14 protein-coding genes are annotated in these 19,940 nt (G+C 68.6%); 5 read left to right on the top strand and 9 right to left on the bottom strand.

What is annotated here, in order from left to right:
- The first annotated feature begins 18 nt into the window (after window positions 1-18).
- Window positions 19-1,377, top strand: coding sequence for a beta-1,6-N-acetylglucosaminyltransferase (locus PW843_16725; GenBank protein MDE1148244.1), 1,359 nt, complete (start codon window positions 19-21; stop codon window positions 1,375-1,377).
- A 223-nt stretch (window positions 1,378-1,600) separates the two neighbouring features.
- Here PW843_16725 and mgrA read toward each other — a convergent pair whose 3' ends face one another.
- The 3 genes from mgrA to PW843_16710 form a co-directional block, all read right to left on the bottom strand.
- On the bottom strand, window positions 1,601-2,644 hold the full coding sequence (gene mgrA, locus PW843_16720; protein MDE1148243.1) for an L-glyceraldehyde 3-phosphate reductase: 1,044 nt from the start codon (window positions 2,642-2,644) through the stop codon (window positions 1,601-1,603).
- A gap of 93 nt (window positions 2,645-2,737) precedes the next feature.
- The gene (locus tag PW843_16715) at window positions 2,738-4,429 is read right to left on the bottom strand and encodes a HAMP domain-containing methyl-accepting chemotaxis protein (GenBank protein MDE1148242.1); all 1,692 of its coding nucleotides are present in this window, start codon (window positions 4,427-4,429) and stop codon (window positions 2,738-2,740) included.
- Between the two features lie 186 nt (window positions 4,430-4,615).
- Window positions 4,616-5,074 (bottom strand): MarR family winged helix-turn-helix transcriptional regulator, encoded by a 459-nt coding sequence (locus tag PW843_16710; GenBank protein ID MDE1148241.1) that lies wholly within the window; start codon window positions 5,072-5,074, stop codon window positions 4,616-4,618.
- Between the two features lie 142 nt (window positions 5,075-5,216).
- On the opposite strand from PW843_16710, the gene PW843_16705 reads away from it, so the two are divergent.
- The 3 genes from PW843_16705 (at window position 5,217) to PW843_16695 (ending at window position 7,739) form a co-directional block, all read left to right on the top strand.
- Entirely contained in the window at window positions 5,217-5,600 is a 384-nt protein-coding gene (locus tag PW843_16705; GenBank protein MDE1148240.1) for a tautomerase family protein, read from the top strand.
- Entirely contained in the window at window positions 5,597-6,295 is a 699-nt protein-coding gene (locus PW843_16700; GenBank protein MDE1148239.1) for an SDR family NAD(P)-dependent oxidoreductase, read from the top strand. Before PW843_16705 ends, PW843_16700 begins: the two co-directional genes overlap by 4 nt.
- 103 nt (window positions 6,296-6,398) lie before the next feature.
- Window positions 6,399-7,739, top strand: a complete 1,341-nt coding sequence (locus PW843_16695) for an LLM class flavin-dependent oxidoreductase (GenBank protein ID MDE1148238.1) — start codon at window positions 6,399-6,401, stop codon at window positions 7,737-7,739.
- Window positions 7,740-7,808: 69 nt separating this feature from the next.
- Here the strand turns inward: PW843_16695 and PW843_16690 are convergent, their stop codons facing one another.
- On the bottom strand, window positions 7,809-8,645 hold the full coding sequence (locus PW843_16690; protein ID MDE1148237.1) for an oxidoreductase: 837 nt from the start codon (window positions 8,643-8,645) through the stop codon (window positions 7,809-7,811).
- A 133-nt stretch (window positions 8,646-8,778) separates the two neighbouring features.
- Here PW843_16690 and PW843_16685 point away from each other — a divergent pair, with 133 nt between their 5' ends.
- Window positions 8,779-9,675: a LysR family transcriptional regulator gene (locus PW843_16685; protein MDE1148236.1), complete on the top strand. Its 897-nt coding sequence runs from the start codon at window positions 8,779-8,781 to the stop codon at window positions 9,673-9,675.
- A gap of 6 nt (window positions 9,676-9,681) precedes the next feature.
- Here the strand turns inward: PW843_16685 and PW843_16680 are convergent, their stop codons facing one another.
- The 5 genes from PW843_16680 to PW843_16660 all read right to left on the bottom strand — a co-directional run bounded on the left by PW843_16680 (window position 9,682) and on the right by PW843_16660 (window position 19,653).
- Entirely contained in the window at window positions 9,682-10,059 is a 378-nt protein-coding gene (locus PW843_16680) for an ATP-binding protein (GenBank protein MDE1148235.1), read from the bottom strand.
- Window positions 10,060-10,129: 70 nt separating this feature from the next.
- Window positions 10,130-10,462 carry an STAS domain-containing protein gene (locus PW843_16675; protein ID MDE1148234.1) on the bottom strand — a complete coding sequence of 111 codons (333 nt, stop codon included), beginning with the start codon at window positions 10,460-10,462 and terminating at the stop codon, window positions 10,130-10,132.
- A gap of 12 nt (window positions 10,463-10,474) precedes the next feature.
- On the bottom strand, window positions 10,475-11,686 hold the full coding sequence (locus PW843_16670) for a SpoIIE family protein phosphatase (protein MDE1148233.1): 1,212 nt from the start codon (window positions 11,684-11,686) through the stop codon (window positions 10,475-10,477).
- A 1-nt stretch (window position 11,687) separates the two neighbouring features.
- A complete protein-coding gene (locus PW843_16665) occupies window positions 11,688-16,088 on the bottom strand; it encodes a hypothetical protein (GenBank protein ID MDE1148232.1) in 4,401 nt (1,466 codons plus the stop codon).
- Entirely contained in the window at window positions 16,027-19,653 is a 3,627-nt protein-coding gene (locus PW843_16660; GenBank protein ID MDE1148231.1) for a hypothetical protein, read from the bottom strand. Before PW843_16660 ends, PW843_16665 begins: the two co-directional genes overlap by 62 nt.
- Between the last annotated feature and the right edge of the window lie 287 nt (window positions 19,654-19,940).

Raw genomic sequence — 19,940 nt, 5'->3', positions numbered from 1 at the left:
GTTGGGACGTTGGGCCTCATGGCGAACTGTTATTTCATAAGTTGCCACAGGGCGTGCGATCAGGTGGCGGACCTGTTCCGGTTCATTTACCGGCCTGAACATCTCTACGTTGTCCATTGCGACCCCAAGGCGCCCGCCGACCTGCGCGACCTGGTGATGCGCCTAGCGGCCCGTTTCCCCAATGTGGTAGCGCTGCCGTCCCAACCGTGCAGCTGGGGTGGCTATTCCCTGGTGGCGGCCGCATTGCGCGCCCTGGAGGCCGCGTTGGCGGGGGGGCATGCCTGGTCGCATTTCTTCTGGCTGAGCGAACAGCATCTGCCCCTGTTCGGCCAGGACGATGCCCGCTGGACGCTGGAGCCCGGCTGGTCCTACAGCGACGCCGTGCCGGTGACGACCATGGACCCTGCCGGGCAGGCCGACGCCCTGCACCGCTTTTCCCTGGATTTCCGGGAATTGCCGGGCGTCGGTCCCTTCGGCACCGAAGCCGTGACGCTGGACGCGGCGGTGCGTCGGGGCCTGTGCCACGGCAGCAACTGGATCGTCCTTGCCCGCCCGCACGCCGCCGCCATCCTGGCGTTGGCGGCAACGCCGGAGGTCGCGGCGCCGTTCGCCCGGTCCTGCATGACCGATGAGACCATGCTGCAAACCCTGCTGGTGGCGGTGGCGGACGGCGCGGTCCGCCGCCACAACGCGACCTTCGTGGCGTGGCCGTATCTGAGCGGCAGTCCGGACATGCTGTGCACCCGCCAGAACATTCTGGCGGCGCGCGGGCAAGGCCACCTGTTCATCCGCAAGCGCCCGGCCGAGCTGACGCCGGAAACGCGGGAGGAGTTGGAGGCGACCGCCGCTTTCAGCGATGCCGCCCTGGCCGGCCTGCTGGCGGAGGTCGCGGGGGGCGGGCCGGCGGCTGATTTGTGGCCGTTGGCGCAACAGCTGTCCAAGCACATCGTGGCGTCGGTCGATGGGCGCGCTGGCGCCTACGCCTTCCATCTTTTCGATAGTGTGAACATCGGCAACGTGCCGCTGTTCTATATCACCGTCACGCCGGTGGCGGCGGCGGGCGCACCGGCCGACTTGCGGCTTTGCGTGCTGTCGCAGGACTTGCGCACCTTCAAGCTGGTGGTCGCGGTCCACGCGTCGGCGGCGGGGGACAAGACCGGCGGCTGGGCACCGGTGGCCGTGGGGCCGTACCGGGCCCACCCCTTGCGGGTGCGGGTGTTCGACCTGTTCATGGAACGGGAGGTGCGGGTGGAAGAGGGGCCGGATGCCGGCTTCGTCACCCTGGGCACGGACGGTGACGTGAGCGGCCTTATCGATGCCATTCATCGCCATCTCGACCGGGTGGACGCCCTGGCCCAGGTGTCCGGGACGGCCTGATGGGCCGAAACGCCGCGACCCATTCCGACAAAAGTGCCGTGAGGCGTGCAAGAACGCCGGGGGGCGGGGCGCTATTCTGGGGACCGTGACCCGCGGCCCGATCCCGCGGCTTCCTTCCCCAGAGGCGGCCTTATCCAAGCGGCCCCCCGCCCGCCAGCGCCGCCATCCTTGATGCCCGCGTCTTCACCGACGCGGGCATCATTTTATGGGGCCGGCGTGGGGTTCAGGCCGGCGTGCTGGCGTCGGAGGATGTCTGCCACAGGTTGATGCCGGTCTCCACCGCGTGGTGGTCGATCTCCGCCAGTTCCTCGGCCGTGAACGCCAGGGTCTTCAGCGCGTCCAGGCTGTCGTCCAACTGCGCCACCGTGCGCGCGCCGATAAGGGCGGAGGTGACGCGCGGGTCGCGCAGCACCCAGGATATGGCCATCTGGGCCAGGCTCTGTCCCCGCCGCTGGGCGATGGTGTGCAGCGCCCGCACATGCTCCAGCGCTTCGGGCGTCAGCAGGCGCTGCTTGAACGACCCGCCCTTGGCCGCCCGCGCGTCGGCCGGCACGCCGTCCAGGTACTTGGTGGACAGCAGCCCCTGCGCCAAGGGGGAGAAGGCGATGCAGCCGATGCCGGTGTCCGCCAACGTGTCCAGCAGGCCTTGCTCGACCCAGCGGTTCAGCAGGGAATAGCTGGGTTGATGGATCAGGCAGGGGGTGCCCATCTCCCGCAACAAGGCCGCCGCCTTGGCCGTCATCTCCGCGGAGTAGGAGGAGATGCCGACGTACAGGGCCTTGCCCTGGCGCACCGCTTGGGCCAGGGCGCCCATCGTTTCCTCCAGCGGGGTGCTGGGATCAACGCGGTGGGAATAGAAGATATCGACGTAGTCCAGGCCCATGCGGCGCAGGCTCTGGTCCAGGCTGGCGGTCAGGTATTTGCGTGATCCGCCGATGCCGTAGGGGCCGGGCCACATGTCGTAGCCGGCCTTGGTGGAGATGAGCAATTCATCCCGGTAGGGCTTGAAGTCGGCGGCCAGCACCCGGCCGAAATTCTCCTCCGCCGAGCCATAGGGCGGGCCGTAGTTGTTGGCCAGGTCGAAATGGGTGACGCCCCGGTCGAAGGCGCGGCGCAGGATGGCACGGCCGGTCTCATACACGTCGGCGCCGCCGAAATTCTGCCATAGGCCCAATGAGATGGCCGGCAGGTCCAGGCCGCTGCGCCCGCAGCGGCGATAGGGCATCGCCTGGTAACGATCATCGGCGGCACGGTAGGGGGACTGCATGGGGAAGCTCCTATGGGCGGTAACCGGTTAACCATGAATCCGGCGCACCATAGGGCAAGTCGGGTGGAAAAGTCGCCGGCTCCGCAGCGTACGTCACGCCGCTTTCACGCCGCCGATGAAGGACATGATCTCGCGGTTGAGCGTCTCGGCCTGGCGGGACAATTGTCCGGACGCGTCCACCATCTGGTTGGCGGCGCCCCCCGTGGTGACGGCCGCCTGGTTCACGTCGGTGATGGTGCTGGAAACGCTGCCCACGCCGTCCGCCGCCTCGTTCACGTTGCGGGCGATCTCGTTGGTGGCGGCGGTCTGTTCCTCCACGGCCGAGGCGATGACCACGGCGATTTCCGACAGGGCGGCGATGGTGGCGTTGATGCGCTCGATGGCGCCGACGGTGCGGGTGGTCAGCGCCTGGATTTCCCCGATCTGGCCGGCGATTTCATCCGTGGCCTTGGACGTCTGGGTCGCCAGGGCCTTGACCTCGTTGGCCACGACGACGAATCCCTTGCCGGCGTCGCCCGCGCGGGCCGCCTCGATGGTGGCGTTCAGGGCCAGCAGGTTGGTTTGTGCCGCGATACCGGCGATCATCTGGGCGACGTTGCCGATGCGCTGGGCGCTGTCGGCCAGCTGGCCGACGGTCTGGCGCGTCTCCAGCGCCTCATCCTGCGCCTGGCCGGCGATCCGGCGCGAATGGGTCACCTGCTGTGCGATCTCCTTCACCGACAGGGCCAGTTCCTCCGTCGCCGCCGCCACCGTCTGCACGTTCATCGCCGCCTGGTGCGAGGCGCTGGCCACGGCGCCGGAGCGCTGGTTGGTCTGGTCCGCCAGGCCGGCCATGGAATGGGCGGTGGCCTCCATTTCCGTCGCGGCGCTGGCCAGCATGCGCACCAGGTCGCCCGACGTGGCTTCGAAGTGTTTGACCAGGCCTTCCAGCGCTTCCGTCCGTTGGGCCTTGGCGGCCCGGTCCGCCGCCTGGGCGGCGCGCAGGCGTTCGGCCTCGCGGGCATTGTCGCGGAAGATGACGGCGGCGCGCCCGATGTCGCCGATCTCGTCACCCCGGCCGGCACCCTGCACTTCGCTTTCCAGGTCCCCGTCGGCTAGGCGCCGCAACACGCCCACCACCTGGACGATGGGACGCAGCAGGCCGTGGTTGGCGACCAGGTATCCCACCGCCAAGCCGGCGAAGATGCCGACGGCCGTGAACAGGATCATCAGGCGCGTGGCCAGGGACGCCGCCTCATGCGCTTGGGCGTTCACGGCGATGGACCGTTGTTCCAGCCTGTCCACCAGCGCCTTCATCTTGTCCTGCAAGGCCGCCACGTGGGTGCGGGACTCATGAATGGCGTCCACCAGGCCGGCCCGGCTGGCGGCGTAGTCGCCGTCGCGTGCCTGCCGCACCTTGGTGAACAGGGATGTCATGACGGGCGCATAATCGGCGTAGGCGGCGCGCACGGCCGCCAGCTGGGGCCGTTCGTCCGGCGTCACCAGTTTTTCCAGCGCGTCCAGCCGGCTGGTCAAGGTGGCCTCGGCCACGTCCCTGGCCTGGGAGGCGTCCTCCCATTCCTCCGGCAAGGCCAGTACACGGTATTCCAGGCGGTTGAGGGTGGACAGCTCCCGGCTCATGCGGGCGCCCAGGGTGGCGGCGTTGCCGGCGGCCTGGATCTCGGTCGCGTGGTTGGCCATGGTGCGCAGGCCCACCAGGCCGGCGGCGGCGATGCCCCCCGCGGCCAAGGCCATGGCCGCCACGATGATGACGATCTTCCACAGGATGCGGATATTGGAAAACATCGGATGCCTCCGGGTTCAGGGAAGCCGCCGAATTGTTCTGCCCGGCTGGGTCGAGCGGCGCCATCACAGGGCGCCGATGGTGTCACGGGCTGGAACCGCGTGCTGAACTCTTAGGCGTCACCCCCTTGGGGCATGTGGGCGCCCGCGTGGATTACACCGCCGCCGGCACCATTTGAGTCTTTAGTATCAAGCCTTGCTGAGGTCCGTCTTTTCCACCTGGCGCAGGATGCGGCGTAGCGTCTCCGCGTTGTCGGCGCCGAAAGCCTGTTCGAAGCGCGCCTGTGCCGCCGCCCAAAGGGGACGGGCCTGGGTCACCAGGGCTTCGCCCGCCGGCGTCAGGACGATGACGCGGCGGCGCTTGTCTTGCGCCGTGGTGGTCAGGCGCACCAGGTCGCGCTTTTCCAGCGGGCGCAGCAGGTGGCCCAGGGTGGACCGGTCCATCACCAGCATGGCCGCCAGGTCCTGGATGCTGCGGGGGCCGTGGCGTTGCAAGCGCGACAGGATGGAATACTGGTTGGTGGCCAGGTCGATGGACACCAGCGCCTCGTCATAGAACTTGGACATGTGGCGCGACGCCTGGCGCAGTGCGGTGCAATTGCAGGCGATCAACTCGGCCTCGGTCTCGGAAACGGTATCGGTGGGCATCAAACGGTCCTGCTGAACGCGGCCACGCTATCAGGCGCCGGGGCATCGCCGCTGTCAACGATTATACGGGCAATTACCCATAAATCCGCCATACTCGAATTCTGCTCCGGCATCCGGGGCCATTGTTAGGGAGGATAAATCCATGCCGCTCGCCCGCATAGACCTGGCCCAGGGCAAGTCCGCCGAGTATCGCCGCACCATCGGCGACGTGGTGTATGAGGCCATGCTCAGCACCCTGAACGTGCCCAAGGACGACCGTTTCCAGATCATTACTGAGCACCCCGATACCGATTTCGTGGCCGATCCCACCTATCTGGGCATCCAGCGCACCCGCGATTGCATCATCCTGCAGGTCACCCTGAACGCCGGCCGCACGTTGGAGGTGAAGCGCGCCTTCTACAAGGCGGTGGCCGACGGCCTGCACGCGCGTCTGGGCCTGCGGCGCGAGGATGTGTTCATCAGCCTGGTGGAGGTGGCCAAGGAGAACTGGTCGTTCGGCAATGGCGAGGCGCAGTACGCATCATGACCCACCAATCCACCGCCTTGATCGTAGGGGCCGGCAAGGGCATCAGCGCATCGCTGGCCCGCCTGCTGGCCAAGGAAGGGTTCCGGGTGGCGCTGGCCGCGCGCGACACAGGGAAATTGGCCGATCTGGTGGCGGAGACGGGGGCGCACGCCTATGCCACCGACGCCGGCGATCCGGGCGCCGTGGCCCGCCTGTTCACGGAGGTGGAGGCCGATCTGGGCGTGCCGGAACTGGTGGTGTTCAACGCCGGCAACCGCTACCGCGCCCTGGTGCAGGACATCGACCCGGCCCAGGTGATGGAAAGCCTGCGCGTTACCGCTTTCGCGGGATTGCTGGTGGCGCGTGAGGCGGCGGTGCGTTTGCGAGCCTTGGGGCGGGGCAGCATCCTGCTGACCGGCGCCACCGCCGGCGTGAAGGGCCTGCCCGGGTCCACCCCCTTCGCCATGGGCAAGTTCGCCCTGCGCGGCATGGCGCAAAGCCTGGCGCGCGAGCTGGCGCCGCAGAACATCCATGTCGCCCATTTCATCATCGACGGCGGTGTCGCCAGCAGTTGGGCGAAACCCGGTGAGGAGGGGCCGGAGGATCGCTGGCTGGACCCCGACGCCATCGCGCAGGAATACCTGCACGTCCACCGGCAACACCGCAGCGCCTGGGCCTGGGAAGTGGAATTGCGTCCCTGGGTGGAGAAGTTCTGATCCCTAACGGTTGCGGGTGCGGCTCAACAATCTCATTGGGAAGACTCGTTTGTTTGGCGCCGCCCCGCGCCCGATGCTGCCCGCCTCGACAGCTTTGGAGGCGATGATGGGTGCGGGCAAACAACTGAAACTGGGCTTCATCCTGCACGGCGTGGGGCGTACCTGGGGCGATTGGCGCCACCCCGATGCCGTGCCCAACGCCAGCACCAACTTCGCCTTCTACAAGCGCCAGGCGCAGTTGGCGGAGAAGGGACGCTTCGACTTCCTGTTCGTGGCCGACAGCGTCTACATCACCGAGAAGTCCAGCCCGCATTACCTGAACCGGTTCGAACCGCTGACCATCCTGTCGGCGCTGGCCGGCGCCACCGACCATATCGGCCTGGTGGGCACGCTGACCGTCAGTTACAGCGAACCCTACAACGTCGCCCGCCAGTTCGCTTCGCTGGATCACATCAGCGGTGGCCGGGCGGGATGGAACGTGGTGACCAGCTGGCTGGAGGGCAGTGCCGCCAACTACAGCAAGGCCCAGCACCTGGCCCATGACCAGCGCTATCGCCTGGCGGCGGAGTACCTGGACGTGGTGAAGGGCCTGTGGGACAGCTGGGAGGATGACGCCCTGGTCCATGACAAGGACAGCGGCGTCTTCTTCGACCCCACCAAGCTGAACACCCTGGACCACAAGGGTGAGTTCTTCCAGGTGCGGGGGCCGCTGAACATCGCCCGTTCCCCCCAGGGGCAGCCGGTGATCTTCCAGGCCGGCGCGTCGGAGGACGGCAAGAACTTCGCCGCCAGACATGCCGACGCCATTTTCGTCGGCCAGGACGATATCGACGAGGCGCGGGCCTATTACCGCGACGTGAAGGCGCGCGCCGCCGGCTTCGGCCGCGACCCGGACCAGGTATTCATCCTGCCCGGCGTGGCGCCGGTGGTGGGCGCCACCGAGGCGGAGGCCGAGGCCAAATATCAGGAACTGGCCAACCTGGTGTCCATCGAGAACGCCCTGTCCATGCTGGGCCGCCCCTTCAACGACCATGACTTCAGCCAATACGACCTGGACGCCCCTTTCCCGGAGGTGGGTCCCGACGCGTTCAACAGCAACCAGAGCAGCGTGCTGAAGATCATCGACGCGGCCAAGCGCGACAATCTCACCCTGCGCCAGGTGGCCCAGCGCTTCGCGACACCGCGCGGCAACTTCGTCGGCACGCCGGAACAGATCGCCGACAAGTTCCAGCATTGGCTGGAGACCGGGGCGGCCGACGGTTTCAACTTCTTCGAAGCCCTGCCCGGGCAGTTGGATGCGTTCGTGGACACGGTGGTGCCCATCCTTCAGGCGCGCGGTCTGCTGCGCACGCAGTATGAGGGCACGACCTTCCGCGAAAGCCTGGGCCTGGACGTGCCGCTCAACCGCTTCACCGCCGCCAAGGCGGCCAGGGGGGCCGCGTAAGCGGGGGCAGGTTTCAAAAGCGGGGAAGAGGGCGGGCGGCTTTGGGGGCCGCCCGCTCCGTTTTCAGGATCAGGCCCCGACGGCAAAGTCCGTCGAGAGGGCCAGGGCGCGCCATTCGGCCATTTCGGCGGCGACAAAGGCGTTCTTCGTCTCGATCACCGCCAGCGTGTCGCTACCCAATGGCAGGCGCAGCGGGGGCTTGGGCGCGTTGACCAGGGCCATGAAGGCCTGCGCCAGCTTGGCCGGATCGCCCGGCTGGGCATGGTTGGCGCCAGCGGCGAAGGTGCGCATCTCCCCCACCGTGGCGTGATAGTCGTCGATGTGGGCCGCCGTGCGGGCCAGCGACTGGTCGTCCAGGAAGTCGGTGCGGAAGAAGCCGGGTTCCACCACCGTGGCGTGGATGCCCAGCGGTGCCAGTTCCTGGGCCAGCGCTTCCGTCAGGCCCTCCACCGCGAACTTGGTGGCGCAATAGGCGCCCCAGCCGACGTGGGACTGATACCCGCCCAGGGAGGACAGGTTGATGACGTGGCCGCTGCGCTGACGGCGCATGTGCGGCAGCACGGCGCGGGTCACGGCCAGCAGGCCGAAGACGTTGGTGGCGAACAGGCGCTCCACCTCCGCCCCGCTGGACTCCTCCACCCCGCCCAGCAGGCCGTAGCCGGCGTTGTTCACCAGGATGTCGATGCGGCCGAATGCCTTGATCGCGGTGGCGACAGCCGCATGGGCCTGATCCTCGTTCGTCACGTCCAGGGCCACGGGCAGAAGGTTGGGGTGGGTGCCCAGGCGGGCTGTAATGGTGGCGGGATCGCGGGCGGTGGCGACGACGGCGTCGCCGGCGGCCAGGGCCTCCCGGGTGATCAGGGCGCCGAAACCGCGGGATGCCCCGGTGATGAACCAGACACGCATGATGCTCTCCTTATTCGATGGGCCGCGGCGTCCGTCGTCGCTGGCGATGAAGGAAAGCTAACGCCGCCCGGCCGGTGAATTAATCCGATGGATTTGCGTTGAGTTGATGAGATGATCTCATCAATAATGAATCATGAAGCGCATCGATCCCGCCGACCTGGCCGTCTTCCTGGCCATCGCCACCCATCGCAGCTTCCGTAAGGCGGCGATGGAACTGGGTGTCACCCCCTCGGCGCTCAGCCACGCCCTGCGCGCCATCGAGGAACGGCTGGACCTGCGGCTGGTGAACCGCACCACGCGCAGCGTCGGCCTGACGGAGGCGGGGGAACGGCTGTATGCCCGTATCCGCCCGGCCTTCCTGGACATCCATGACGCCATTGAGGATTTGAACAGCCTGCGCGGCGCGCCCGCCGGCACCCTGCGCCTGAACGCGCCGCAGGCGGCGGCGCGGCTGGTGCTGCTGCCCATCGTTACGCGCTTCCTGGCGGCCTACCCCGACGTGCGGGTGGACCTGGTGGCGGACGATACGCTGGTGGATGTGGTGTCAGGTGGGTTTGACGCCGGTGTGCGGTTCGGCGAAAGCATCGCGGCGGACATGATCGCCGTGCCCATCGGGCCGCGGCAACGCTTTGCCGTGGTGGGGACCCCGGACTATTTCCAGCGCCATCCCGTGCCAGCGACTCCACATGACCTGCGCGGCCTACCCTGCGTCCGTTTCCGCTTCCTCAGCGGCGCGCTGTACCGGTGGGAGTTCGAGCGCGGCGGCGAAGCGGTGGAGGTGGAGGTCGATGGCCCCCTGACGCTCAGCGACCACGACCTGATGGTGGACGCGGCCCTGGCCGGCACCGGCCTGGCGTATGTTTTCGATGTGCGGGTGGTGCCCCTGCTGGCGGAGGGGCGATTGGTGCGGGTTTTGGCGGACTGGTGCCCGTATTACCCGGGTTTCTTCCTTTATTACCCCAGCCGCCGGCAACTGCCGGCCGTCCTGCGCGCCTTCATCGACTTCGCGCGTGGCATGGGGGCGGGGTAGACCCGATCAAAACGCCATGGCGTCCTGGTTCAGGGGATAGGACAGGGTGACGCGGTTGATGCCGGCCTCATGCCGGAACCAGGCGTCGGAAAAGCACTGGCGCACCAGCGAATACCCCCGGCCGGACAGGGCCATGACGTCACTCATGTCCCCGGCGTTGTCGAACTTCGACTGTGTGTCCGCCGGAAGGGGGGTGCCGTTATCCTCGATATCCACCGTCAGGGTGCCATCGTCGATCAGGGCACGCAGGGTGACATAGCCGTCGGCCATGCCGGCGCAGGCGTATTCGATGGCGTTGTTGACCACCTCCGCCAGGCCGATTTCCAGCAGGATCCAGTCACCCGCCACCACCTCATTGGCGGCGGCGATCAACAGATCCGTCAAGAAGCCGACATCTTCCAGCCGGCTCCGGATCGAGACGTAGATGATCGATCCGGCCTCCATCGACAGCGGCTCACTGGGCGGGGGTGGCCAACGCCGTGGCGGCGTCCGGGTAGATCGAGAAGACGCGATCCATGCGGGTCAGCGAGAACATGGTCTTCACCGAGGGTTGCAGGCCGCAAATACCCGGGCGGTCCGGCAGCTTCAGGTGCTTGACGATGGAGATCAGGGCGCCCAGGCCGCTGGAGTCGATGAAGCTGACCCCCGTCATGTCGATCAGGACCGGCCCCGGGGGGATTTCCAGCGCCAGGAAAGCCTCCTTGAAACGGACCGCGACGGCGGCGTCCAATCGACCCGCGTCGATGGTCAGGACGGTCGTACCATTGGCCTGCGTGATGGTAAGCATGCAGCTGCTTCCTCAACTATTTATTTCAAATGCCAGTACGCTCACATCATCGTCGAAACCGCCACCGCCGCGCCAAGCGTAAAGATCTTCGCGCACCACGTCGCTGATCCGGTCGATGGGTAGGTCACGCATTTCGTCGAGCAATTTATGCAGTCTGGTTTCCCCGTACTGTTCCCCGTCCGGTGAGGCGCATTCTGTGACGCCGTCGGAATGCAGCACCACCCGTGTCCCAGGGGACAGGGGAACCACGGTGTCATCGTAGTCCATGCCGTCCACAAGGCCCACCGGAAAACCACCTGAGCCCACGGGGAAGGGGGCTTCGTTTCGGGGTACCACGACTGGATGGGGGTGGCCCGCCTGACAGAAACGCACCCGCCCGCCATTCTGGTCCAGCACGCCGCAGATCATGGTGAAATAGTCCACGATCTCCGCGTCCGGCACGAAGCGGCGGTTCAGTTCGGAGACCAGGGACCGGGGCGCGTGCGGCTGCATGATCTGCTGGCGCGCATCGCTGTAGATGAAGGCGTCCGCCGTCAGGATGCGGTTCAGGGTCACCGACATCAGGGCGGCGCGGGCGCCGTGGCCCGCCACGTCCACCATGTAGAAGCCGATGGACCCGTCCGGCAGTTCGAAGAAATTGTACATATCGCCGGAGATGTTGGCCGACGGCACCAGGCAGGAGGCGAACTGCGCCCGGCCCACGGTCTTCAACGGCTCCGGCAGCAGGCGGCGCTGGGCGCGGGCCGCGGCGTCCACGTCCTCCTGCAGCTTGTTGTAGGCCTCCGTCAGGCGCTCATTGGTGCGGGTCAGCAGGTCGTTGTTCTGCATCAGGCGGTTCTGCAGGGCCAGCAGGCGCTTGGTCACGCCCAGGCGGGAGGAGAACATGGCCGGATTGAAGGGCTTGCTCAGGAAGTCGTCGGCCCCGGCCTCCATCGCCGCCAGGAAGTCGGCCTGCCGCTGACGCGCGGTCAGCAGCAGGACGTGGATGTATTTGGGCAGGTGCATGGCCCGGATTTGGCGACAGAACTCCACACCGTCCATGAACGGCATTTCCCAGTCGCTGATCACCATGTCGACCTGGGGCATGCTGCGGATGATGGACAACCCTTCCGCCCCGTCGCTGGCCTGCATGACGTCAAAGCCCTGGGCCATGGTGATGACGCTGACCAGGTCCCGCATGACCGGATCGTCGTCGACGATTAGGACGCGTGGTGTTTCCTGCATATCATAACCCAGTGTGAACAGTGGTGTCGTGGTGCAGCAGGCTGTTGTCCAGCGTGGTCCCGCTGTCGTGGGCGAAGGGATCGGCCACGGTGGTGTCCGTAGACGAGGTAGTGCTGGTCAGCGACGTGTCCAGTGCGGCGGTGAAGGTGCTGCTGAGGGCCGACAGCGTGTCGCCCACCGTACCCACCGTGTGGCTGAGGTCGAAGTGGCCCAGCGCCATGTGCGAACCGCCCTGGTCGTACAGGTCGATGCTGATGGACCGGGTGCCGTTGTCGGCGCCGGCGTTCAGGTTCAGGGCCTGCAACACCGACTGATAAGTGCTGGCGGACGCGTCACCGCTGAGCGTGAGGCTGTGATGGACGGAGTCAAATCCGCCGCCGACCACCTCAATGTTGGTGCTTCCGATCATCGTGCGACCATCCGCAGTGGTCTCCAACTGCAATCCCGACAACGATAGGCTGTCGCCGGTATGGAAGGCAAGCGGGTCAAGCGATACAACCGCATGAGACACCGTTTGGCTACCCACCGCCGTCAGGCTCAGGGTCGGGGCCAGCAGGCCGTCGGTGGGCAGGGTGTGGCTGTCGGCCACCCCCACATGCAGGGTGGCGGTGGTGCTGGCGGTCGATCCGTTGGCTTCCTGCGAGGTCGCCGTGACCGCCAGGTTGACCGTGCCCGCCGCCTCGCCGGCGCCCGGCACCAGCGAGACATGGGACAGGTCGGTGGACTGCAGGGTCCAGGTGCCGTCGTGGTTGTCCGTGCCGGCCGACAGGGTGGCGCCCACCGGTACGCCGGCGACCGTCACCTGCAGGTTCTCCGACCCGTCAGTGTCCGTCAGGGCCGACTGGATGTTCAAGGCGATGGGGGCGGCGTTGGTTCCACTGGTGTCGGTGACGTGCAGCGTCGGGGCATCCGCCACGGCGGTGACGCCGACGTGCAGGTCGCTGGTGGTGGTGGACACCACGCCGGCGTTGGTGGTGGCCGTGGCGGTGACATGGGCCGTGATGGCGCTGGCGTTGTCATGGCCGGGGGTCAGGGTCAGGCCCGCCAGGTCATCGGTGGTCAGCGTCCAGCTGCCGTCGGCGTTGTGGGTGCCGTGGTTCAGCGTGGCGTCGCTGGGCAGGCCGGTGATGGTGACCGCGACGGTGCCGCCCGCGGCCAGATTGTCGGTGGAGACACCCACGTTCAAGGCGACGGCCGTGTCCTCGTTCGTCACCGCGTCCAGCGTGGCCAGGTGGATACCGGCGGCGGCCGGCGTCACGTGCAGCGTCACGCTGCCCGTCGCCTGCGCCGTACTGCCGTCGCTGACCTCAATGCTGCGGCTGGTGACCGACAGGTTGACGTCGCCCGTCGCCGTGCTGGGCAGGGTGATCTTCAGCCCGGTCAGTTGGGCGGACGTCAGGGTCCAGGTGCCGTCGCCGTTGTTCAGGCCGGCGGAAAGGACCGCCCCCGTGGGCACGTTGCCGACGATGACCGACAGATGCTCCGACCCGTCGGTATCGACCAGCGCGCTGCCGATGTTCAGCGCCGTCGCGGCCCCGGCCGTCGCCGCCACCGTCGCGGACGGCAGGGTCAGGGTGGGCGTGTCGGCCACGGCCGTCACCGTCACCGCGATCGTGCCGGTGGTGGTGGCCGTCGCCGCCGTGCCGTCCTGCGCCGTGGCGGCGACCGTCAGGTTCAGCGTGCCGCTGTAACCCGTGGGCGGCGTCACCGTCAGGCCGGTCAGGTCGGCGGTACTCAGGGAATAGACGCCGTTGCCCAGGTTGGTGCCGTGGTTCAGCGTGGCGCCGGTGGGCACGCCGGAGATCAGGATGGTGGTGAAGTGTTCCGACCCGTCGGTGTCGCCCAGTGCGGCGCCGACGTTCAGGGTGATGGGGGTATGCTCCGCCCCCGTCGATGGCGTGATGGTCAGGATCGGCGACTGGGTGACCGGGGTGACGGTCACCGACACGGCCTGGCTGGTGCTGGTGTAGTTGCCCCCCAGTTCGGAAGAGATGGCCACCACCTGCATGTTCAGGGTGCCGCTGTAATTGGTGGGCGGCGTCACCGTCAGGTTGGCGACTTCCGAGGCCTTCAGGTCCCAATCGCCGGTCTGGGGGTTGTAGTGGCCGGCAGAGAGGGTGGCGCCCGCCGGCAGGCCCTTGATGGCATAGGACAGGGTTTCCGACCCGTCGGTGTCGGTCAGCGCACCCGTGATGGTCAGCGGGATGCTGTGATTCTCCACCACACTGGTGGGGGCGCTGGCCGTCAGGGTCGGCGTGTCGGCCACGCCTTCGATGTGGACGTTGTACAGGCCGAGCTGGGTGGTGATGCCCAGGATTTTGCCGGTGACCGTCAGCTGGAAGTCGCTGGCGACGTTGGCGGCGGGGATCAGCTTCAGGCTGCTCAGCAGGCCGGTGGACACCGACCAAGTGCCGTCGGCGTTCTTGCTGCCGCCCGACAGGGTGGCGCCGGCGGGCACGCCGCCGATAGTGACGCTGAGCACGCTGCCCAGGTTGAGGCTGAGCAGGCTGCTGCCCAGGTTGAGGGAGGTGTCCTCGGTGCCCAGCAGGGTGGTGACGGCGCCGATCACCTGGGCGGCGACCGACACCGCCAGCGGCTGGGTGGCCGACACGGCGACGGAGCCGTCGGCGTCGCGCGCCACCTCGGTCACCGTCAGGTTCATGGTGCCGCTGTAGCTGATGGGCGGGGTGACGGTCAGGCCGGTGATCTGGCTGGGCAGCACGGTCCAGGTGCCGTCGCCGTTGTTGATGCCGGCCGACAGGTGGGCGCCGTTGGGCACACCGCCGATGATGTAGGACTGCTGCTGCGTCCCCACCGTGTCGAGCAGCGAACCCACGATGGGCAGGCTGATGGCGGCATGGTAGAGGCCGGCGATGCCCGTGGCGACGACGGAGCCGACGCTGGCCACGGCCGCGACCTGCACGCCCACGGTGCCGCCCACGGTTTCCGCAGCGCTGCCCGCCCCGACGCCGTAGGAGACGTTGAGGTTGAAGGCGCCGGCGTAGGTGGACGGGGTGGCGACGGTCAGGCCCGACAGCTGTGCTGGGGTCAGCAGGTAACTGCCGTCGGCCTGCAGGATGCCGTGGTTCAGGGTGGCGCCGGTGGGCAGGCCGCTGACGACGACGCTGTTGACGTCGCCCAACGAGACGCTGGCTTGCAGGCCGGTGGTCAGGTCCAGCGCGGTGGCGGCCCCCTGCACGCCGACCGCCGCGCCCAGGGTGACCGTCAGGTCGCTGTGCGTCAGGTTGGGCACGCCCAGGGTGCCCAGGACGGTGACGCCCAGGGTGCCGCTGATGCTGGCGGTGCTGCCGGTTTCGGTGGCGATGGCGCTGACGGTCAGGCTGGTGGTGCCGCTGTAGTTGTGCGCCGGTGTCATGGTCAGGCCGGTCAGGTCGCTGGACGACAGCGACCACACGCTGGTGCCATTGGCCGCCACCGATGTCAGCTGGCCGTGGTTCAGGGTGGCACCGGCGGGCACGCCGGACACGGTGACCGACAGCTGTTCCGACCCGTCGGTGTCGGTCAGGGTGGGGGCGATGACCAGGGGTACCGCGGCGTTGGCCAGGCCCACGGCCGGGGTCAGCACCAGCAGCGGGGTGTCGGCCACACCGGCCACCGTCACCGGCAGCGTCAGGCTGGTGGCGGCGTCGTTGAGGTTGCTGGTCTCCGTCGCATGCGCCGTGACCGTCAGGTTGAAGCTGCCGCTGTAGTTGGCGGGCGGCGTGACGGTCAGGCCGGACAGTTGCGCCGGGGTCAGGAGGTAGCTGCCGTTGGCCTGCAGGACGCCGTGGTTCAGGGTGGCGCCGATGGGCAGGCCGCCGACCACCACGGTCATGATCTCCGACCCGTCCGTATCGGTCAGGCGGCCCATGATGTTCAGCGCGATGGGCTGGTCTTCCAGGCCGTTGGCCGGCAGCACCGCCAGTTGCGGCGTGTCGGCCACGGCTGTGACCGTCACCGGCAGGGTGGTGGAGGTGGTGCTTTCCACCGAGCCCAGCGTGGCATGGGCGGTGACGCCCAGGGACAGCGTGCCGCTGTAGTTGCTGGGCGCGGTCAGGGTCAGGCCGCTCAACTGGGCGCCGGTCAGCGTCCAAGTGCCGTCGGAATTGTGGGTGCCGGCGGACAGGGTGGCGCCGACGGGCACGCCGCTGAGGACCACGGACAGCGTCTCACCCGCCACCGGTGCCACCAGGGCGCTGGAGATGGTCAGCGCGATGGGCTGGTCCTCCAGACCCACGGCGGCCGCAACCGCCAGCGTCGGGGCTAGGGTCATGGGCAGGACGGTGACGGCCAGGCTGCCGGTGGTGTCGGCGCTGGTGCCGGCCACCGCCGCATGGGCGTCAACCGACAGGTTGATGGTGCCGCTGTAGTTGGTGGGCGGGGTGATGGTCAGGCCGGTCAACTGCGCGCCGGTCAGGGTCCAGCTGCCGTCGGCGTTGTGGATTACCGGCGGACAGGGTGGCGCCGGTGGGCACGCCGCTGATGATGACGGACAGGGTCTCGCCGACGGCGGGGCTGGTCAGGGTGGAGGCCAGGTTCAGCGTGATGGGCTGGTTCTCCAGGCCCAGGGCCGGGGCCAGCAGCAGGCCGGGGGCGTCGGCCACCGGCGTGACGACGACGGCCAGGCTGGTGCTGGCGGTGGCGTCGGTTCCGTTCAGGCCGGCGTGGGCGGTGACGCCCAGGTTGATGGTGCCGCTGTAGTTGGCGGCCGGGGTGAGGGTCAGGCCGGTCAGTTGGGCGCTGGTCAGGGTCCAGGTGCCGTCGGCGTTGTGGGTACCTGCCGACAGGGTGGCGCCCGTCGGCACGCCGCTGACCACCACCGACAGGGTCTCACCCGCTACCGGGGTCGCCAGGCCGGCGGTGATGTTCAGGGCGATGGCGTGGTCTTCCTGGCCCAGGGCGGGCAGGACGGCCAGGGTGGGCACGTCGGCGATCTGCAGGACGTTGACCGCCAGGCTGGTGCTGGCCGTGGCGTCGGTGCCGTTGAGGCCGGCGTGGGCGGTGACCGTCAGGTTCAGCGTCCCGTGGTAGTTGGCGGCCGGGGTGAGGGTCAGGCCGGACAACTGGGCACCGGTCAGTGTCCAGGTGCCGTCGGCATTGTGGGTGCCGGCGGACAGGGTGGCGCCGGTGGGCACCCCGCTGACCACCACCGACAGGGTCTCACCCACCACGGGCGCGGCCAAGCCGGCGGAGAGGCTGAGGGCGATGGGCTGGTTCTCCAGGCCGACGGCGGGCAATGCCGCCACGGTCGGGATATCGGCCACCTGCAGGACGTTGACGCTCAGGTTGGCGCTCGCGGCCGCATCGGTGCCGTTCAGGCCGGCGTGGGCGGTGACGCTCAGGTTGAGGGTGCCGTAATAGTTGGCCGGCGGGGTGATGGTCAGGCCCGACAGCTGGGCGCCGGTGAGGGTCCATGTGCCGTCGGCATTGTGGGTGCCGGCGGACAGGGTGGCACCGGTGGGTACCCCGCTGACCACCACGGACAGGGTCTCACCCACCACGGGCGCGGCCAGGCCGGCGGAGAGGCTGAGGGCGATGGGCTGGTTTTCCAGGCCGACGGCCGGCAGGACGGCCACGGTGGGAATGTCGGCGATTTGCAGGACGTTGACCGCCAGGTTGGCGCTGGCGGTGGCATCCGTGCCGTTGAGGCCGGCGTGCGCGGTGACGGTCAGGTTCAGCATGCCGTGGTAGTTGGCGGGCGGCGTGATGCTGAGGCCCGTCAACTGGGCGCCGGTGAGGGTCCAGGTGCCGTCGGCGTTGTGGGTGCCGGCGGACAGGGTGGCGCCGGTGGGCACGCCGCTGACCACCACCGACAGGGTCTCACCCACCACGGGCGCGGCCAGGCCGGCGGAGAGGCTGAGGGCGATGGGCTGGTTTTCCAGGCCGACGGCCGGCAGGACGGCCACGGTGGGAATGTCGGCGATTTGCAGGACGTTGACCGCCAGGTTGGCGCTGGCCGCGGCATCGGTGCCGTTGAGGCCGGCATGCGCCGTGACGGTCAGGTTCAAGGTCCCGTGGTAGTTGGTCGGCGGGGTGACGGTCAGGCCGGACAATTGGGCGCTGGTGAGGGTCCAGGTGCCGTCGGCGTTGTGGGTACCGGCGGACAGGGTGGCGCCGGTGGGCAGGCCGCTGACCACCACCGACAGGGTCTCACCCACCACGGGCGCGGCCAGACCGGCGGAGAGGCTGAGGGCAATGGGCTGGTTTTCCAGGCCGACGGCCGGCAGGACGGCCACGGTGGGAATGTCGGCGATCTGCAGGACGTTGACGGCCAGGTTGGCGCTGGCGGTGGCATCCGTGCCGTTGAGGCCGGCGTGGGCGGTGACGGTCAGGTTCAGGGTGCCGTGGTAGTTGGCGGGCGGCGTGATGCTGAGGCCCGTCAACTGGGCGCCGGTGAGGGTCCAGGTGCCGTCGGCATTGTGGGTGCCGGCGGACAGGGTGGATCCTGCGGGCACGCCGCTGACCACCACCGACAGGGTCTCACCCACCACGGGTGCGGCGAGGCCGGCGGAGAGACTGAGGGCGATGGGCTGGTTCTCCAGGCCGACGGCGGGCAGGACGGCCACGGTGGGAATGTCGGCGATCTGCAGGACGTTGACGGCCAGGTTGGCGCTGGCCGCGGCGTCGGTGCCGTTCAGGCCGGCATGCGCCGTGACGGTCAGGTTCAAGGTGCCGTGATAGTTGGTCGGCGGCGTGACGGTCAGGCCGGACAATTGGGCGCCGGTGAGGGTCCAGGTGCCGTCAGCATTATGCGTGCCGGCGGACAGGGTGGCGCCGGTGGGCAGGCCGCTGACCACCACCGACAAGGTCTCGCCCGCCACCGGGGCCGCGAGGCCGGCGGAAAGGCTGAGGGCGATGGGCTGGTTCTCCAAGCCCACGGCGGGCAGGACGGCGACGGTGGGAATGTCGGCCACTTGCAGGACGTTGACGGCCAGGTTGGCGCTGGCGGTGGCATCGGTGCCGTTGAGGCCGGCGTGGGCGGTGACCGTCAGGTTCAGCGTGCCGTGGTAGTTGGTCGGCGGTGTGATGCTGAGGCCCGTCAACTGGGCGCCGGTGAGGGTCCAGGTGCCGTCAGCGTTATGCGTGCCGGCGGACAGGGTGGCGCCGGTGGGCAGGCCGCTGACCACCACCGACAGGGTCTCACCCACCACGGGCGCGGCGAGGCCGGCGGAGAGGCTGAGGGCAATGGGCTGATTTTCCAGGCCGATGGCGGGCAGGACGGCCACGGTGGGGATGTCGGCGATCTGCAGGACATTGACGGCCAGGTTGGCGCTGGCGGTGGCATCGGTGCCGTTGAGGCCGGCGTGCGCGGTGACGGTCAGGTTCAGGGTGCCATGATAGTTGGCGGGCGGGGTGATGCTGAGGCCCGACAGCTGGGCGCCGGTCAGGGTCCAGGTGCCGTCGGAATTGTGGGTGCCGGCGGACAGGGTGGCGCCGGTGGGCAGGCCGCTGACCACCACCGACAGGGTCTCACCGACGATTGGGGCGGCCAGGCCGGCGGAGAGGCTGAGGGCGATGGGCTGGTTTTCCAGGCCCACGGCGGGCAGGACGGCGACGGTCGGGATATCGGCCACCTGCAGGACGGTGACGCTCAGGTTGGCGCTGGCGGTCGCATCCGTGCCGTTCAGGCCGGCATGGGCGGTAACGGTCAGGTTCAGCGTGCCGCTGTAATCATGCGGCGGGGTGATGCTGAGGCCGGACAGCTGGGCGGCCGTCAGGGTCCAGGTGCCGTCGGCGTTGTGGGTACCGGCGGACAGGCTGGATCCTGCGGGCAGGCCGCTGACCACCACCGACAGGGTTTCACCCGCCACCGGCGTCGCCAGGGCGGCACTGAGGTTCAGGGCCAGCGGCTGGTTCTCCAGCCCCACGACGGGCAGGACCACCAGGTTGGGGATGTCGGCGACGGGCAGGACGGTGACGCCCAGGTTGGCGCTGATGGCCGCATGCCGTCCCGTTGACGTCGGCATGGGCGGTGACGGTCAGGTTCAGGGTCCCGCTGTAGCTGGCGGGCGGGGTCAGGGTCAGGCCGGACAACTGGGCGCCGGTCACGCTCCAGGTGCCGTCGGAATTATGGGTGCCCGCGGACAGGGTGGCGCCGGTGGGCAGGCCGCTGACGATCAGCATCAGGGCTTCGCCCACGGCAGGGTTCACCAGGCCGGCGGAGATGTTGAGGGCCACCGGCTGGTGTTCCAGGCCCACGACGGGCAGGACCACCAGATTGGGGATGTCGGCGACGGGCAGGACGGTGACGGCC

Source organism: Azospirillaceae bacterium, from assembly GCA_028283825.1.
In the GTDB taxonomy this organism is placed as follows: domain Bacteria; phylum Pseudomonadota; class Alphaproteobacteria; order Azospirillales; family Azospirillaceae; genus Nitrospirillum.
This window is presented reverse-complemented; position numbering and strand designations above follow the sequence as displayed.

Coding starts and splice junctions, on each gene's coding strand:
- PW843_16690 (MDE1148237.1), bottom strand. CDS start 8,645: ATGCGTGTCTGGTTCATCACCGGGGCATCCCGCGGTTTCGGCGCCCTG.
- mgrA (MDE1148243.1), bottom strand. CDS start 2,644: ATGCAGTCCCCCTACCGTGCCGCCGATGATCGTTACCAGGCGATGCCC.
- PW843_16715 (MDE1148242.1), bottom strand. CDS start 4,429: ATGTTTTCCAATATCCGCATCCTGTGGAAGATCGTCATCATCGTGGCG.
- PW843_16695 (MDE1148238.1), top strand. CDS start 6,399: ATGATGGGTGCGGGCAAACAACTGAAACTGGGCTTCATCCTGCACGGC.
- PW843_16675 (MDE1148234.1), bottom strand. CDS start 10,462: ATGCTTACCATCACGCAGGCCAATGGTACGACCGTCCTGACCATCGAC.
- PW843_16670 (MDE1148233.1), bottom strand. CDS start 11,686: ATGCAGGAAACACCACGCGTCCTAATCGTCGACGACGATCCGGTCATG.
- PW843_16700 (MDE1148239.1), top strand. CDS start 5,597: ATGACCCACCAATCCACCGCCTTGATCGTAGGGGCCGGCAAGGGCATC.
- PW843_16710 (MDE1148241.1), bottom strand. CDS start 5,074: ATGCCCACCGATACCGTTTCCGAGACCGAGGCCGAGTTGATCGCCTGC.
- PW843_16725 (MDE1148244.1), top strand. CDS start 19: ATGGCGAACTGTTATTTCATAAGTTGCCACAGGGCGTGCGATCAGGTG.
- PW843_16685 (MDE1148236.1), top strand. CDS start 8,779: ATGAAGCGCATCGATCCCGCCGACCTGGCCGTCTTCCTGGCCATCGCC.
- PW843_16660 (MDE1148231.1), bottom strand. CDS start 19,653: ATGCCGACGTCAACGGGACGGCATGCGGCCATCAGCGCCAACCTGGGC.
- PW843_16705 (MDE1148240.1), top strand. CDS start 5,217: ATGCCGCTCGCCCGCATAGACCTGGCCCAGGGCAAGTCCGCCGAGTAT.